Source organism: Pseudoalteromonas sp. QJM3NY_22, assembly GCF_056173065.1.
In genome coordinates, this window is the sequence record NZ_CM149655.1 from 1,824,043 (window position 1) to 1,840,006 (window position 15,964).

A 15,964-nucleotide genomic window follows, 5' to 3' on the forward strand; every position below is an offset into this window, starting at 1 on the left:
TTTAAATAGTATTTAATGTATTATTAGAGTAATGATAAAACCCATTTTGTTATATTTTGGTGCGCGCCTAGCACTAAGAGGGTGCAAGTATTGTCATTGTTTTGTGCATTATCAGTCAATAAAACACTCATTATCATTGAGTGTGTGTTGCGTTAAATTTAACCCATAAAATACGCACACGAATTACGATCAAAATGACTAACACAAACTCAATAGATGCTTCACCGTTTCACGAAGGCGAGCTGGCAATACAAGACAAACTCGGTAAACGAGAAATAATGGCAACATTTGGCAACATTTGGCAAACGTGCCGTGCGCTCATTTATGCCAGAGCAGCATCAAGCCTTTTTTGAGCAGTTACCATTTGTGGTTGCAGGCAGTGTTGATGAAAACGCCGATGTGTGGGTATCTATTGTTTCAGGACAGTCAGGCTTTTTAAGCGCCCCCACACCCACGTCGTTATTAATGACCCACGCGGTTGATAAAAACGACCCCTTACATAACACGTTAAATATTGCCGGCTCGCCAATTGGTTTATTAGGCATTGAGTTAAGCACGCGCAGGCGTAACCGTTTAAATGTGCGCGTAGGTGAGGTAATTAGTGATAATAAAGTGAGTTTTAATGTTGATCAATCCTTTGGAAATTGCCCGCAGTATATTCAAACGCGCGACTTAACGTTTAATAGAGATCCTTTACTTAAAAGTAATGCAGTACAAAAAGTTGAATTTAATACACTTGATAACGCAGCCAGTACGTTAATTGACACCACCGATACATTTTTTGTTTCAAGTTTTATAACCGCTAAAAACAATCCAAAAATTGAAGGGGTTGATGTTTCTCACCGTGGTGGGTTGCCGGGCTTTGTAAAGCGCGAAGGCAATACATTAACGATTCCTGATTACGCAGGTAATAATTTTTTTAATACGCTAGGTAACTTTTTATTAAATCCAAAAGCAGGTTTGTTATTTCCTGATTTTGACACCGGCAATGTATTAATGCTTACCGGCAGCGTTGAAATTTTATGGGATGGGCACCCAGAGCTTGAGGGCTTTATTGGCGCAGACCGAGGCTGGAAATTTACGCTTACTAAAGGAATGTGGCTTAAAAACTTACTCCCGTTTAGTGCTAAATTTGATGCTTATTCCCCTAACACTAAAATGACGGGCACGTGGCTTGAGGCTGATAAAAACAAACAAGCAGAAAAACTAAAACATACTTGGCAGCCTTTAAAAGTAACCAAAATAATAAAAGAAAGTAATGTAATTACCTCCTTTTATTTAGAAGGGCATAACAATACAACCTTGTTACCGTTTAAAGCTGGGCAGCATTTAACTGTACAAATACCATGTAAAAATAGTAGCAATAACAGTAATAGCAAACCTGTTATTAGAACCTACACCGTGTCATCAAGCCCTCATGAACTATTTTATCGGTTATCTATTAAAAAAGAACTCAGTGGCGAGGTTTCTAACTACTTTCATAATAATGTAAAACTCGGGAGCGTTATTTTAGCTAAATACCCACAAGGGCAGTTTTTTATTGACCCAACCAGCATTAAACCTGCGGTGCTAATTGGTGGCGGAATAGGCATTACACCTATGATCTCAATGGCTAAACACATTGCACACGAAGGGTTAAGAACCCGTTATACTCGCCCGTTGCATATTTTTCACAGTGCTAAAAACACCCAACAGCGTGCGTTTTATAACGAGCTAAAAACACTTGCAGATACGAGTGGCGGGGCGATAGATTACTACTCACTTTTATCGCAGCCTGAGCTTAGTGAAAAACAAGGCGATGGCTTTAACGTAAAAGATGAGAGCTTTAATTTAAAAGACGAAAGCTTTGATTTAAAAGGGCGCATAAATGCGGATGTGTTTAGATACTATTTACCACTTGATGATTACGAGTTCTTTTTATGCGGACCAGAAGCGTTTATGCAACACGTATATAACGAACTGTTATTGCTCGGTGTGCAGGATAAAAACATATTTGCTGAAGCATTTGGGCCCTCCAGTATTAAGCGCAAAGTACTTAACACAAACGAAGCGCCTAATAAAAGCAAAGAGATTAGCACTGAGGAAGCAGACAACACTGTAATTAAATTTAGTAAATCGGGCTTTGAACAGCGCTGGAACAAAGGCGATAACACTATACTTAATGTAGCCGAATCCCATGGTTTAGAACCTGAATTTGGCTGTCGAAACGGCAGCTGCGGCAGTTGCGCCGTAAAAATAAATGCAGGCGCTGTGGTTTATCGTAATGACGTAAGTTACCCAGTAGAGACAGGGCAGGCGCTAATTTGCTGCGCCGTACCAGCTAAAGGCGTTGATGAGCTTGATATAGAGCTGTAGTTGTTAATATAGAGCTATGGGGTAAAATTGCACTTGAGGTGTAAAAATTTGCGAAGCCCAAAATGGAATTAATACTGTTTTAGGTAATGACTATTTAGCTATCCGATTATGTATTTTTATTGGTAGGGTTTTCTTGGAAATACTGTGCATACAATACATCAGCAAAATCATTTTCACTAATTTCACCGATAACTAAATCTTTTACAGCATCAGCTATTAAATCGTTATCGCTAATTAATTCGTATTCATTTAATGACAGATACTCTAGACCAACAACTAGCCCTGTTCGTTTATTTGCGTCAGGTAATGCATGAGCTATAGCTATACTTGCTGTATATTTAGCTGCTATTTCAAATACATCATCCAATCCATCGTAGATAATTGCATTATCTATTCGCCCTAAAGCACCCTGTAATTTAGGAATGTCAACAGCACCTTTCATACCGGGTTCACTTTCTAAAATAAAAGCATTAATTTCAATAACCCTTTCAAATGGAAAGCAAATTATTTCCATTACATATGAGCCAATTTAGTAAATGTTTTTCTGTGCGTTCTTATAGCTAGTTTAGCTTCAGATTTTACAATTTGCTTACCTGATTCCCCAGATAAATCTAAAATTTTAGTTGCTTTAATCTTAGGTCTAGCAACTGCTGAAACGCCATAAGCTTCTACTTTTTTATTCATCACAATCACCTTTTGATAACGTATTAAGTTGAGTATACATCTATATTATGAAAGAAAACATGGCAAGGTTGTAGAATAAAATAACTCTAACAGCGAAAATTAATTTAAAAATGAGCTTATGAAATAATCTTTAAGTGCTTTATAAAAATTAGGTATCGCTATGGAGTTGAATAGTTACCAAGGTAAACGTGATGTTTGAGTGCTGATCCTTATCCAAATATTCTATACAAGGAAAATTTAGATAAGGATGTCACGTTTATTTTGGCTCCGGATAAACACTTTATTGAGCTTTATATTTAAATAACAAAAAAGAATGAAGGCTTTTTTGCTATGAAGTGGGTGGAGGTTATATTGCTTCAAAAATATTTAGGTGATGATTTGTCTTTTGTCCCTTTGTAAGCGTGTCATTTCCTACCCAAGAGCTGGCCGTAGTATAGAGTGACTCTTTGCCTTTAATGTCATTATAAAAATTATCAACAATGAAGAATATAAATTTTCTTAGGCAAAGTGGCGCTCGAACAGGGATTCTGCAGTTTTCTTCGCTTATGTGTAGGTGGACTTCGGGGTGCTCCTCTGTCTTTTGATCAGGAGCAAAATCAAATCTCAAGGGGCTTCTGCTCTTAAAACTCTCTATATTAAATGCAGACATTTTTGATAGTACCATATCACTTATGTCTTCGTGTTCAAGTTCGTCAGCGGATACTTTGATAGGGGCAGGATACCAGCATAGCCTATGCTTAATTACATCGCCTCGTTTAAAGGAATATGATATCTGAAAAAAAGAACCGTCATTCAGTAGCATTGAATATTGCTTGTTTTCAATTAGGGCGCAATATTCAGCTATTGTAGAAAATGGCTGATCTTTTAATATATATCCATCGTTACCCCATGTAACTTCAAGAACTCCGTTGGATTTCCTGAATATCTGATGGTTTCTTGAGTCAAAAACGAGACCAGATTTTTGCCACTCATAAATCAAGTCATTAATATTATTAATAAGTTTTTGAGGGGTAATTATCATCTTCTAACTCGACTTAAAAAAATCATGAAGTTCTGGTGGGACATCTTCTAGGGATAGCTCTCCGGTTTCCAATAGGCGCTTTATTTCTTTTATCTTCCCAAATCCTTCGTATAGGTTTTGCTTTTCTTCATCGGTCTTGTCTTGGTATGCGCTATCGAGTTGCTCAAGCTCTATTTTGGTTGGGTATTTAAAGTCCAAGCGAAATTCATTGTCAAACACCTTTTTTATTTCTTGAGATAGCTTGTTCATATTATCTCCTACTCCAACAATCCTAATCCAAGCTTTTGTTCTAGTTATTGCGGTAAATAATGCGTTCCTCTTTTTGCCTAACTCTAAGCCCGCATAGCTGTAATTTGAGTTCATGGCGTAAACCATAGGGGCTTCGTTTCCCTTAGCTCTGTAGATGTGAGTGATGGCGATAGACTTTTCCATAAAAACAACGTCGCGACTAGTGTTTTTTCCAGCTATGTGACAATCGATATTAAGCTTTCTAAGCTCATGGATTAAGTGAGACGACTCGCTGGTTAATGTGTACGCATCAGGAAACACGACTAAAATATCTGTATGTTCTAATTCGTCGGTTGTAATGTTTTTCCTTATTTCAGAGGCTACCCATTGGGCTTGAGCGACCGTGGTTTGAAATGATCCATACACAATCGACGACTCAGGATTCAGTAGTCGGTCAAAATATTCTGGATTTCTTTCACTACTCCTTTGTAGGTTAACTCTTTCACCGAGACGAAGTTTTCCACCAGCAACCTCGTACCCTATATTTTTCCAGAAATCAGGGTCTGAAAACATCCTTACAGGGCCTTCTTCTCTGTATATTCCAAGTCCTAAAGCCAAAGCTAGGGTTAGGGTCCATGGAGGGTTTCGGTAACAAATAGGGAGCATGTTATCTTGCTTGGGCATCCCTTCTTCATTTACTAGGGTGACCAAAGGAGTGCCATTATCGTTAAGACCAAAAAGCTCATCTGGAGGGAGCATTTGAAAGCTGCCTAGGTTCTGTAGTTCGTCATACGCCCAGACTATTTTTTTACTGTTCTTTGTGAATTTATAGACAAGTTTAAAGAATGGGACAGGAAAATCCTGAGCTTCATCGATGAGTACGTAATCATAAATAGGTGTAATGTCAACTGATTCAGAGAAGTCCAGTGCCTCTTGGCATGCTCCTTCAAATGCGAGATCTTGACCGTATTTTGACTTGGCTTCGAAAAAACTTAAGGGCTCCATTCCAAGTAAATTACAAATCTCAGAATAGAGACCAACTTCCTTATTGCTTCCCCATGCATGACGAATTTTTAGGTATTCAAAATCCGGCTCGTCCTTTAAGTGTTCAAAGTAAAATTTTTCAATTAATTTATTGAATTGCTGGTACAGGGAGCGACTCTGAAATGTAACTGCAATAGTTAGGTTTTCGTTATATGCATGCAAGTAAGCGGCCTTCATTGCTAGAATAATAGTCTTACCACAACCAGCTAACCCCCTAACTCTCTGAGGTTTCTCTGGTGATTCAATAGCTGCTTTCTTTTGCCATTTGTCGAGATTGGCTATTTCTTTTTCAATTTCTTTGATTGTGTAGCCTAGAGAGCCCTCAGACTGTGCTTTGGTTCTTTTTTTCTGTGGTTTTAATACTGAGGTTTTTTGTATCGCGGCATTGACAAGGGTAAAGACATCGTCATCAATACTTCCTAGTTCATGTATGTCATTTGCGATATTACCTGGAGACGTTAATTCAACATCGTCACTCTTTTCATCTGTTTGACGGAATGAAAACGTTATAATTTCAAAAAGTAGTTTTCTACGTTTAACGAGTCTTTTTTCGGTGAAAAACCTTTTGAATAACCCCCTGTAAATGTCATCTTGGTACTCTATGATAGAGTCTATATCACTGTCAGGGGCAGTGGTTAAATCGAAGGCAACAACGCCATGCTCTTTTGTGACCAATAGTGCATCGGTTAACAAGGAGTTATCATCAACGTCAAAAATCGGATAGCCAATGTACAGACTTCCGGTTAGGTCTAGCCTTTTCAGTGACTCTACTAAATCACTAACCGCTTGAGGGTTGGTTTTTTTACCAAAAACAAAATCAATCATTGTTAAACTCTATCCTTTTAGCACTAGGGTCAAGTACTTACTTTCTCGTATTTTTATTCTGAACTCTTTAGTTAATAAATTCAATGATTAATGCGTTATTGGTTGCTTGTTTAAGGATGTCTAAATGTAGGTTGTTAATTGGTTTCGGGGCTTCTTGGTTTGTGTTTTTAACTCAAAATGTGGCATTAGTCTTTACCTTAGACGTATTCAACTGTTTGTTTGGTAGATGTTACTTACTACATATTTAAAAAGTAACAGAGCTCAGTATTGTATCTAGGAGGCTTGGAATATTTTTGTCATTACTGTTACGCTCAGTAAAAAGATAATCACTACTTAAATATGAAAACAAAAAGCCAGCTAAATAGGTTTAATATCTCCAGATAGATTTGCAAGGTTTTTATATGAATGCGTTAAATATAAAGGCGCAACAAAGTCCAGATATATCGTCAATCTTCCATCAAAATACTGCCTCGTGAAGCTATAATTATCTAATTAAATTGAAGTGGTTTATATCGTAAAAAAGAGGCTACGTAGCCTCTTATAAAACAGTATTAAAAACTTAAAACTAAGCTAGTAAACCTGCTTTTGTTTCAGGCATTGCTATAAAGCCGTCAAGTTTACGAACGTTGTTTAGCCATCTTAAAATATTTGGGTATTGCTCAAGTGATACACCGCCCTCTGGTGCGTGCGCTATGTACGAAAAATTGGCAATGTCGGCAATAGTAGGCTGAGTGCCTACTAAGTACTCGCGATTTTGTAAGTATGCATCCATTGTTTTAAATAATGTGTGGGCAATGTTTATCGCGTTTTGATGATCAAGCTCTGCGCCAAATACCGAAACTAAACGCGCTGCACACGGTCCTGAAGCCACAAGCCCTGCAGCAACGCTCAACCAGCGCTGAATGTGCGCTTGAACAGTAATATCTTCTGGGTACCAGGTTCTGTTAGCATCAAACTTTTGTGCCAAGTACAGTAAAATAGCGTTTGAATCGTTAATAATGTCGTCGTTATGTTTTAGTACCGGTACTTGCCCAAAAATATTCATTTTTAGAAAGTCAGCGTGCTGTTGTGCGCCGTTTTGCAGTGCCACATCAACCATATTTACATCAAGCTTTAAAAGCGATGTAAATAACTCTGCACGATGTGAATGACCAGATAAAGTAAAACGGTATAGCGTTAGATTGCTCATGGGTTGTCCTGTTTTTTAATTTTGAATAGTGATTTTTAATAACGCTATTCTTTCACTATTATCAGTTTTGAAAAACCGAGCTAGTAAGGAATAAATGTCAATGCTATATTGACAATCATGGATACTATTATTGGCATTAAAACAATCATAGCGGTTGTTGAAACAGGCTCTTTTACAGCCGCAGGCGACAGACTAGGGCTTTCAAAGGCGCTGGTTAGTAAATACGTGGGCATTGTAGAGCAAGACTTAGGGGTTAGATTATTTAACCGTTCCACGCGCAGAATTTCGATTACCGAAGCGGGGCAAAGTTATTACACAAGCGTAGTGCCTGTAATTGAAAGCTACAGCGAAATGCTCGATAACTTATCGGGTCAAACAGCGCTTGCTAGCGGCAAGATTAGGGTGAGTGCGCCGGTGTCGTTTGGTGAATCAAACCTTGCGCCGTTAATGCCTGAGTTACTGAGCCGCTATCCCGATTTAAGTATTGATTTAGTGCTTTCAGACAAAACAATTGATTTGCTAGAAGAGGGGGTTGATTTAGCAATAAGAATTGGCAGTGTGTCTGACTCTAATTTAATTGCGAGGCAAATTACCAGTTACCCTTTAATTTTATGTGCATCAGCAGATTATATTCAGCGCTTTGGCGCACCAGCGAGTGTTGATGAGCTTGAACAACACGCCACAGTGATTGATAGCAACTTTAAAATAGGTCGCCATTGGCCTCTAGTTTCACCTAGTGGTGAGGCATTAACGGCAAGCGTAAACTCGCGTGTTTCGGTTAATAATCCGCAAGCTGTAAAAGAGGTGGTTGTAGCGGGTGGCGGTATTGGCTTAATCCCTGAAATAGTGGTGAGAGACGATATTGCATCGGGTAAGCTTGTACAGGTTATGGTGGATTATAAAACCTTTGAATTTGGCTTATTTGCTATTTATCCGCATAGAAAATTTGTGGCTCAAAAGGTTACGTCGTTTATTCAGTTTTTATTTGAAAAGTTTGAAGCTAAAAAATAAAGCGGCTCTCAACCTTACTTTAAAACTAAAACTAAAACTAAAACTAAAACTAAAATTAAAACCCAAGCTAAAAACAAAAAAGCCTAAAATCAGTTAAGTGATTTTAGGCTTTTTAGAATAGAATATTAAAATATTATTTTAAAATAACCACAGGCACATCGCTGTTTTCGAGCATTTTTATGGTGTTACTGCCCACAAAAAACTGCCTTAATTTAGAGTGCCCAAACGCACCCATTACAATTAGTTCTACATTATTTTGCTCTTTATATTGCATTAACGAGTCAAAAATATTGCCCTCTAAAAAGCTTGCCGACACTTCAAAGTCCATACTGATAAGCTTGTGCTGTGCATTAACAAATTTTTCTTCAAGGTCTTTTTCGTTATTTTTAATACTCACTAAATGGCAATGCAAACCATGTAACAAGCCGCCATCAATCACTTGTTGTAGCGCTTTGTCGGCTGTTTCGCGGCCGTCGTACGCAATCATAAATGATTTAGGTTGTTTAAATGTTTCTGGAATAAGCAAAATAGGTTGTGTTGCATTACGCACTAAGGTTTCTATATGTGAGCCCAGCACCGCAAAGCTATTACTATGTCCAGCACCATTTTGGCCAATAACAATAAGGCGTGTGTCGTCTTTTAAGTCTATAACGGTATCGAGCAAATCACCGTGGCGCTTAATTAATTCAAAATTAGTAATACCTGCCGATTTAGCATGCTCACTTACTGAGTTTAATAATTCGTCAGCCATTTTTAAACTTACTTTACAGCGTTGTTCGTCAAGCTTGGTCATTTCATCAAGAAGTGTCGAATGCGCACCAAGCCCAATGCTGCCAGAATAGTCGCCGATATTAGTTTGCTGCGTTTTTTCAATTGTATGCACAAAGCTAATTGGTTTATTTAGCTTTTTTGAAGCCCAAATAGCAGCGTCGGTTACATTTTTAGTAATGGCTGAGCCATCTACATAGGTAATTATTTTAGTCATTGCATTCTCCTTAATGTCCGCCAAGTAGTTTTTCGACTTCTTCAGGGTTGTTATGCACACCAAATTTATCAATTACAGTTTCGGTTGCGCTATTCATACCAATAATATTAACCGTTGCGCCTTCACGCCTAAATTTAATGACCACCTTGTCGAGTGACGATACACCAGTTATATCCCAAAAATGTGCATGGGTTAAATCAATTACGACGTTAGAAACTGCATTTTTAAAATCGAACGATGCAATAAATTGCTCAGCTGAGGCAAAAAATACTTGGCCAACGACTTCATAGGTTATTTTATCGTTGCTTTCATCATGCTTGGTTTTAACCACCATAAAGCGACCAATTTTATTGGCAAAAAACAACGTAGCTAACAACACACCAACTAAAACGCCAATGGCTAGGTTATGCGTGGCAACAACCACAATAACGGTGGAAATCATCACTACGTTTGATGAAAGCGGGTTCTTTTTTAAATCCTTAACAGATGTCCACGAAAACGTACCAATCGATACCATAATCATTACGGCAACTAGGGCTGCCATAGGAATTAAACGCAGCCACTCATCTAAAAACACCACCATTATGATTAAAAATGTGCCTGCAATAAAGGTAGAAAGCCTGCCGCGCCCCCCCGATTTAACGTTAATAATTGATTGCCCAATCATAGCGCAACCCGCCATACCACCAAATAAGCCTGCGCCAATATTAGCAATACCTTGGCCTTTACATTCTTTATTACGATCGCTCGTTGTATCAGTTAAGTCATCAACAATAGTGGCGGTCATCATTGACTCAAGTAAGCCCACAACAGCAAGACCAATTGAATACGGTAAAACAATTTGCAGTGTTTCGAGTGTTAGCGGTACATCGGGCCATAAGAATATAGGTAGAGTGTCTGGCAGTTCGCCCATGTCGCCAACGGTTCTTATATCAAGACCCAAAAATATTGAAACCAGTGTAATAACAACAATACACACTAAAGGAGAGGGAAGTATTTTGCCAATAGTTGGAATATATGGGAATAAGTAAATAATACCTAAGCCCGCTGCAGTCATCGCATAAACATGCCAAGTAACATTGGTCAGCTCAGGTAACTGCGCCATAAATATTAAAATCGCCAGCGCGTTTACAAACCCTGTTACAACAGAGCGCGATACAAAGCGCATTAATTCACCGAGCTTTAAAAAGCCTGCAAATATTTGTAGTACACCAGTAAGTAAGGTAGCAACCAGTAAGTATTCCAAACCATGATCTTTAACTAGCGTCACCATTAACAGTGCCATTGCACCGGTGGCCGCCGATATCATGCCAGGACGTCCGCCTACAAAGGCAATAATAACCGCAATACAAAATGAGGCGTATAAACCTACTTTTGGATCAACACCGGCAATAATAGAAAAGGCAATCGCTTCAGGTATTAGGGCAAGCGCCACAACAATACCAGCAAGCACATCGCCACGAACATTAGAGAGCCAATCTCTTTTTACGTGATCAAACATGTAAATAACCTAATGAGTTAGTTTCCCAAAGTATAAGGGAATATTTTATTTAAATAACAGTGATTCTCGCACACCTAATAAAGCTTACAGATAAAGCGCTGACAAACAAGGAAGATAGATTACCTAAGGGCATTTTAATTTTAAAAAGCACCTATGGTTAGATGAAAAGTTAAGATCTTGGTATTTATAGAGTTCATAAGCTAGCTGGTTTATTTGCGATACTAATGATTTTAACACCTCTTATGCTTAGAACTTTTTCCGTCATATCTATTTTATAAACACGGTATTAATTCGCATAATGCGAATTAATAGAGTTGCAACATGCATAGAAATCGCTCTATTTTATTTTTTTATAAAGAATTCAATGTACTAAATTTTGGAATGAAGTCTGCACTGATTTATTTACTTAATAAATAAGGGCAACTAATTATGAAATTAACCCAATTATCCACAGCACTTTTATCACTAGTTCCGTGTGCTGTTTTAAGTCAGCCATTTGATGAATGTCCAAGTCAGGCTTTTTTAATGCAAAACTCAAAAGCACAACTGTATGGAATAGATTTAGTGTCTGCTAAACCTACCGTTTTAACGACAGAGCTGACATTTGCAAATGAGGCTAATAATGAAAGTGTTAACGCAATAGGCTTTAATTATAAAGATCAATATTTATACGGGTTTAGTAAGCAATTACCAAGTAGTGTTGTGCAAATCGGTGATGATTTTGAAATGAAACGCTTAGATGTTGTTGGTCTTCCTGCAACAAATTTTTACGTTGGTGATATTCAAGTCATTGAAGATGAAGGAACTCAGAGCGCTTCATATTATGTTTATACTCCAAATTTTGGTCTTTATTCTATCAACCTAGATGGTGATTTAGATGCCTCTATTACGGCCACACTTCTACCTGATTCAGATACATGGAAGCTAGGTATATTTGATTTCGCTTTTCACCCAAAGAGTAATTTATTATACGCTGTAGAATCTAATGGTGACTTGCATGAAATAGACATAGCAGCTAATACCGCTCGATTTATTACTCAAGTAGACATTGGTGATGATACTGGGGCTTTTGGAGCTGCATACTTTGATATTAATGGGCAATTTTATTTCAGTAATAACAAAAGCGGTAAAATTCATAAGGTTGATTTAAGCATTAGCCCAGTTGTTGACTATACGCCGGTTGCTAACGTATTTACATCAGGCCCTAAATCAAGCCAAAACGATGGGGCACGTTGTGCCATAGCTGAAGTTAAAGTCACCGATAGCTCAATTGATTTTGGTGATGCACCAGCACCGTATAACACGAGTCTTGAAAAAAGTGGCGCTAGGCATCTGTTTGATCTTAATAGCACTGGCAGTGAGTTAATTTATCTAGGAGATTCTGTTGATGGCGAAAATATAAATACAGAAGCTGATTTAGTCAATTTTCCGATTGATGGATCGGATGATGGGGTTAGTTTTGTAACTGCTATATCTGCAGGTCAAGATAGCCAAATCATAGTTAGGGCATCAGCGACTAGCTTTTTATATGCATGGTTTGATTGGGATCAAAACGGAGCATTTAGTGAAGATGAACGAACGGTCACCAAACTTCAGCTTAATGAGGGTGATAACAGTATTCTTGTCAGTGTTCCTAGTAATACAAAGTCAGGCCAAACATGGGCTCGATTTAGAGTAACTGATGGTACCGAAGCCTCGCTTATCACCGCAACAGGGGGAGTACTTGGCGGCGAAGTTGAAGATTACGAAGTAACTACATTTGCCAGTGCTGTGTATCCAGGTGAGAGTGATTGGGTAACGCTTGCTTACGAAGATAAATGGCCGTTTGCAGGTGATTACGATTTTAATGATGTCGTACTAAATTACAGAACGACTCAGCTAATCGAAGGGAGCAGTGTAGTTGGCTACAAAATAGATGGTCAACTTATAGGGATTGGTGCGACCTATCATAATGGCTTTGCTGTGAGGCTAAAGGAAACGGTAAATGGTAATCCACTCTCAATTTTAAGAAATGAAGTTGATGAGAGTGCTATTTCTTTGGTTATTGATGGGCAATTGCAAAATGGCCGTTATTTAGAAGAAAACCGCGATGAAGCTATTCTAATTTTTATGCAAGATACGTGGGAGTATGTTTCTAGACAGTCCGGTTGTGAATACTTTAGAACAGAAAATAACTGTGATGATAACGTTAAAGTCACATTTAGCATGACCATTCCATTAAAATTACCAAAAGCAATCACAGCCTCTCCAGGTACACTTCTTGACCCCTTTATTTTTGCAACAGATGGTTTTTATCATGGAGACTTTTTGGTAGGAAAAGAATCCAGAAGCTGGGAAGTGCATATCAAAAATCAAACGCCGACTGAAGCGTTTGACTCCTCATTTTATAACTATGTTGGCTCTGATGATGTGAGCGATCAAAGTAAAGGTTTGTATTTCCTTAGTGAAAGTGGCTTACCTTGGGCAATGGAAGTTGGTATGCAATGGCTCCATCCACTTGAGGGTGTTGATATAACTGATGCCTATGGCAGCTTTGCCGAATTTGCAGAGTCATCGGGTGCGCAAAAAACAAAATGGTTTAATGATTACAGTATTAATAATGTTGTAAAAGGGGATCAATAATGAATAACGCTATTATAATTTCAATGTTATCACTAGGTTTAATTGCATGTGGCGGCTCGGGTTCAGAAGAATCAAAAGCTCCTGAGGCAGCGGTATCTCTACCTTTGGAAAGTTCAAATGAACCTGCAGGAATAGCAGCTTTACAAATTGATGAACAATTTAATCTTTCCACTAAATACTCACTTAATCTTGATGTTGATCTTGGACTGGGAGAGGTTAGAGCGTATTTAAATGTATGCCAAAAGAAAATATCAGCACAGCGGGCAGATTATAATAACTGCGTTTATAGAGGGCCATTGGTCAATAGTATGCTTGAAAAACAGCTTACACTGAGTCGCGAAGATATTGAGTTAATAGCCGAAATTTGGTTTTACGATAGCTCTACTCAGCCACTTTTATATTCATGGAAATATAATTCAGGCGAAAAACAACAGTTATTTATAATGCGATAACCTTTGAAAGTTTTCACTCACGGGGTCAAAAATTTATGTTTAGAGCCTTAGGTATTAATAATCCGCAACGATTTTTTTTGCGGATTATTCTTTTGTTAGCCGCATTGTTATTTATTGCACTTGCGTATAATCCTTTAGAGCATTTTTATGCAGATGTGTTTGTGTCTCTGCGCTTACAATTATTGTCAGCTGCGTTAGTGTGTGCGCTGCTATTAATTACCCTCAAACTATTTAAATTAGGAGCCGCATTACTACTTGTGTGTATTGTAGGGGTTACCCCTGTGTTATTTAATTTATCTAGCTCAACATCCTACAGTGGGCCGGTATTATCTGTTAAGCAAATAAACTTAAACTATAGTAATAAATATATAGAAACTCATTTAGCAACGTTGTTGCAAAAAAAATGGGATGTGTTGATTTTACAAGAATTCAGCGACAAAAATCGTAATTTACTGAACCAATTTTTAAGTACAACTGATATGTTTGGCTATGAAGAAATAGAAGGAATTCCCTATGGCATAGTTGTTTTATCACGAATACCTATGGTGTATAAGCATCAAGTTAAACTGGATGCTGATAAATTAGGTTACATTAAATTGAAGTTTTTATTTATAGATCGCATTGTCACGGTTTTTGTAGCTCATCCTCCTTCCCCACGGTCAAGACAACATTGGCAAAATAGAAATACGTTATTAGCAGCACTAAACACGGCAGCACATAATGAAAAGGGCGTTTGGGTAATCGCTGGTGACTTAAATATTGTCCCTTGGTCTCAATACTTTAATTGGGATGATAGTAAAACGTGTTACGGAGAAAGTGAGCGGTATGTGAGCTTTATGCCTTTTGAACGTGGGCGATCTATTTTTACAGGCTTAGCCATAGATCATTGTATAATGAGTGAAGGCATTAATTTGCAAAGATTAACAGTGAGTGACTTTAAAGGCAGTGATCATAGAATGCTTAGTTATGATTTAATTATTGATTAACTTTAAAGGCTCAGGATTTTATGCTGAGCCTTTAAAAATCGGTTTGCGTAAGCTATTTAATGGGCTTAGGTATATAAAAATTGCTCACGATGGCTTAATCGTCTGTTTTATATCATGTAATAGGTGCTGAAAATTTCGTTTGTGAGGAAATAACATAAAAGCAGCCGCTGTAATGCGTAAGGCTTTAAATTTAAGCCCGATTTCCCTGTAGTACTCACCATAACACTCTAACATTCTCGCTTTAGCTTTAAGCTTTGTATCAAATCCAGTATCGTTTTTACATCGAGAAATGATTACTTTCATTGCATTAAGTCTATTTTTTCTATTTGCTGTGATCGAACCTGCCCTCATTAAATAGCCCATTGATGTTTGAAGTGAAAATGCAACATCACCAATTCGAGCTAATTTTAACCAACAATCCCAATCACTTGCGCTATTGAGTGAAGTATCAAATTTTCCAACGAAGCTGATAGCTGATTTTTTTACCACCACAGAAGACGTGCCTATCACATTAGCAAATAGGAGTAAGTCCATAGGTGATTTAAGGTTTTGATACCCTGTGCTATTTTTATCTATAAATTTTGAGAACTCCGGCCAATAAGAGAAACAATCAATAATTGGTTCATATTTTTCATTTACATGTATGTAATTAGTAAAACTTAAAACACAGTCACTATTTTGTTTCATATAGTTAATTTGATTGGATAACTTGTCGTCTGTCCAGTAATCATCGGCGTCTAAAAAGGCAATGTAATCGCCTTTAGCTTCAGATATTGCTCTGTTTCTCGCTTTTACAACCCCTGTATTTGGTTGTGTAATGACTCGAATTTCAGGCAGTATTTTTTGAAGATTTTCTAACCATTCGACACTGCCGTCAGTTGAACCATCATCGACGACGAGTATTTCGTAGCTAATATTCTCTTGTATAACAATGCTTGATATTGCCTTTGCTAAATAGGGTTTGCAGTTGTAATTAGGAATAATAACGCTTACTTCAATGCTCATATTAAGTAACCTTCATTTTCTCAGGTAGTTAGACTACGCAAGATAAGCGCCAACGA

The 15,964-nt window shown here is 37.8% G+C and carries 14 protein-coding genes; 6 read left to right on the forward strand and 8 right to left on the reverse strand.

The features are described 5' to 3' along the window. Positions 1 to 194: 194 nt before the first annotated feature. Positions 195 to 353, forward strand: a complete 159-nt coding sequence (locus AC0VZ4_RS08100; RefSeq protein ID WP_475441401.1) for a hypothetical protein — start codon at positions 195 to 197, stop codon at positions 351 to 353. Further along, positions 325 to 2,355, forward strand: a complete 2,031-nt coding sequence (locus AC0VZ4_RS08105; protein ID WP_475441402.1) for a 2Fe-2S iron-sulfur cluster-binding protein — start codon at positions 325 to 327, stop codon at positions 2,353 to 2,355. Before AC0VZ4_RS08100 ends, AC0VZ4_RS08105 begins: the two co-directional genes overlap by 29 nt. Before the next feature lie 106 nt (positions 2,356 to 2,461). On the opposite strand, the gene AC0VZ4_RS08110 is transcribed toward AC0VZ4_RS08105, so the two are convergent. The 5 genes from AC0VZ4_RS08110 to AC0VZ4_RS08130 form a co-directional block, all read right to left on the reverse strand. Beyond that, entirely contained in the window at positions 2,462 to 2,869 is a 408-nt protein-coding gene (locus tag AC0VZ4_RS08110) for a type II toxin-antitoxin system death-on-curing family toxin (RefSeq protein ID WP_007375223.1), read from the reverse strand. Then, positions 2,869 to 3,039, reverse strand: a complete 171-nt coding sequence (locus tag AC0VZ4_RS08115; RefSeq protein ID WP_007375222.1) for a hypothetical protein — start codon at positions 3,037 to 3,039, stop codon at positions 2,869 to 2,871. The genes AC0VZ4_RS08110 and AC0VZ4_RS08115 overlap by 1 nt, the downstream gene beginning before the upstream one ends. Before the next feature lie 346 nt (positions 3,040 to 3,385). Then, positions 3,386 to 4,060, reverse strand: coding sequence for a DUF2290 domain-containing protein (locus tag AC0VZ4_RS08120; RefSeq protein ID WP_475441403.1), 675 nt, complete (start codon positions 4,058 to 4,060; stop codon positions 3,386 to 3,388). Between the two features lie 3 nt (positions 4,061 to 4,063). Next, a complete protein-coding gene (locus AC0VZ4_RS08125; RefSeq protein WP_475441404.1) occupies positions 4,064 to 6,157 on the reverse strand; it encodes a DEAD/DEAH box helicase in 2,094 nt (697 codons plus the stop codon). Positions 6,158 to 6,722: 565 nt separating this feature from the next. After that, the gene (locus AC0VZ4_RS08130) at positions 6,723 to 7,346 is read right to left on the reverse strand and encodes a glutathione S-transferase (protein ID WP_475441405.1); all 624 of its coding nucleotides are present in this window, start codon (positions 7,344 to 7,346) and stop codon (positions 6,723 to 6,725) included. 117 nt (positions 7,347 to 7,463) lie between these two features. On the opposite strand from AC0VZ4_RS08130, the gene AC0VZ4_RS08135 reads away from it, so the two are divergent. Then, entirely contained in the window at positions 7,464 to 8,357 is an 894-nt protein-coding gene (locus AC0VZ4_RS08135; protein WP_475441406.1) for a LysR family transcriptional regulator, read from the forward strand. 133 nt (positions 8,358 to 8,490) lie between these two features. On the opposite strand, the gene AC0VZ4_RS08140 is transcribed toward AC0VZ4_RS08135, so the two are convergent. Continuing rightward, positions 8,491 to 9,342 (reverse strand): universal stress protein, encoded by an 852-nt coding sequence (locus AC0VZ4_RS08140; protein WP_008135486.1) that lies wholly within the window; start codon positions 9,340 to 9,342, stop codon positions 8,491 to 8,493. Between the two features lie 10 nt (positions 9,343 to 9,352). Further along, positions 9,353 to 10,843: a SulP family inorganic anion transporter gene (locus tag AC0VZ4_RS08145; RefSeq protein ID WP_033030584.1), complete on the reverse strand. Its 1,491-nt coding sequence runs from the start codon at positions 10,841 to 10,843 to the stop codon at positions 9,353 to 9,355. A gap of 429 nt (positions 10,844 to 11,272) precedes the next feature. Between AC0VZ4_RS08145 and AC0VZ4_RS08150 the strand changes: the two genes are divergently transcribed. From AC0VZ4_RS08150 to AC0VZ4_RS08160, 3 genes are read left to right on the forward strand one after another with little or no spacing between them, the layout of a single operon-like run. Then, positions 11,273 to 13,465 carry an LruC domain-containing protein gene (locus tag AC0VZ4_RS08150; protein ID WP_475441407.1) on the forward strand — a complete coding sequence of 731 codons (2,193 nt, stop codon included), beginning with the start codon at positions 11,273 to 11,275 and terminating at the stop codon, positions 13,463 to 13,465. Beyond that, complete coding sequence (locus tag AC0VZ4_RS08155; RefSeq protein ID WP_475441408.1) at positions 13,465 to 13,917, forward strand: hypothetical protein; 453 nt, start codon at positions 13,465 to 13,467, stop codon at positions 13,915 to 13,917. The genes AC0VZ4_RS08150 and AC0VZ4_RS08155 overlap by 1 nt, the downstream gene beginning before the upstream one ends. 35 nt (positions 13,918 to 13,952) lie before the next feature. Beyond that, positions 13,953 to 14,903, forward strand: coding sequence for an endonuclease/exonuclease/phosphatase family protein (locus AC0VZ4_RS08160; protein WP_475441409.1), 951 nt, complete (start codon positions 13,953 to 13,955; stop codon positions 14,901 to 14,903). Between the two features lie 84 nt (positions 14,904 to 14,987). Here AC0VZ4_RS08160 and AC0VZ4_RS08165 read toward each other — a convergent pair whose 3' ends face one another. Next, a complete protein-coding gene (locus AC0VZ4_RS08165; protein WP_475441410.1) occupies positions 14,988 to 15,908 on the reverse strand; it encodes a glycosyltransferase family 2 protein in 921 nt (306 codons plus the stop codon). Positions 15,909 to 15,964: the final 56 nt, after the last annotated feature.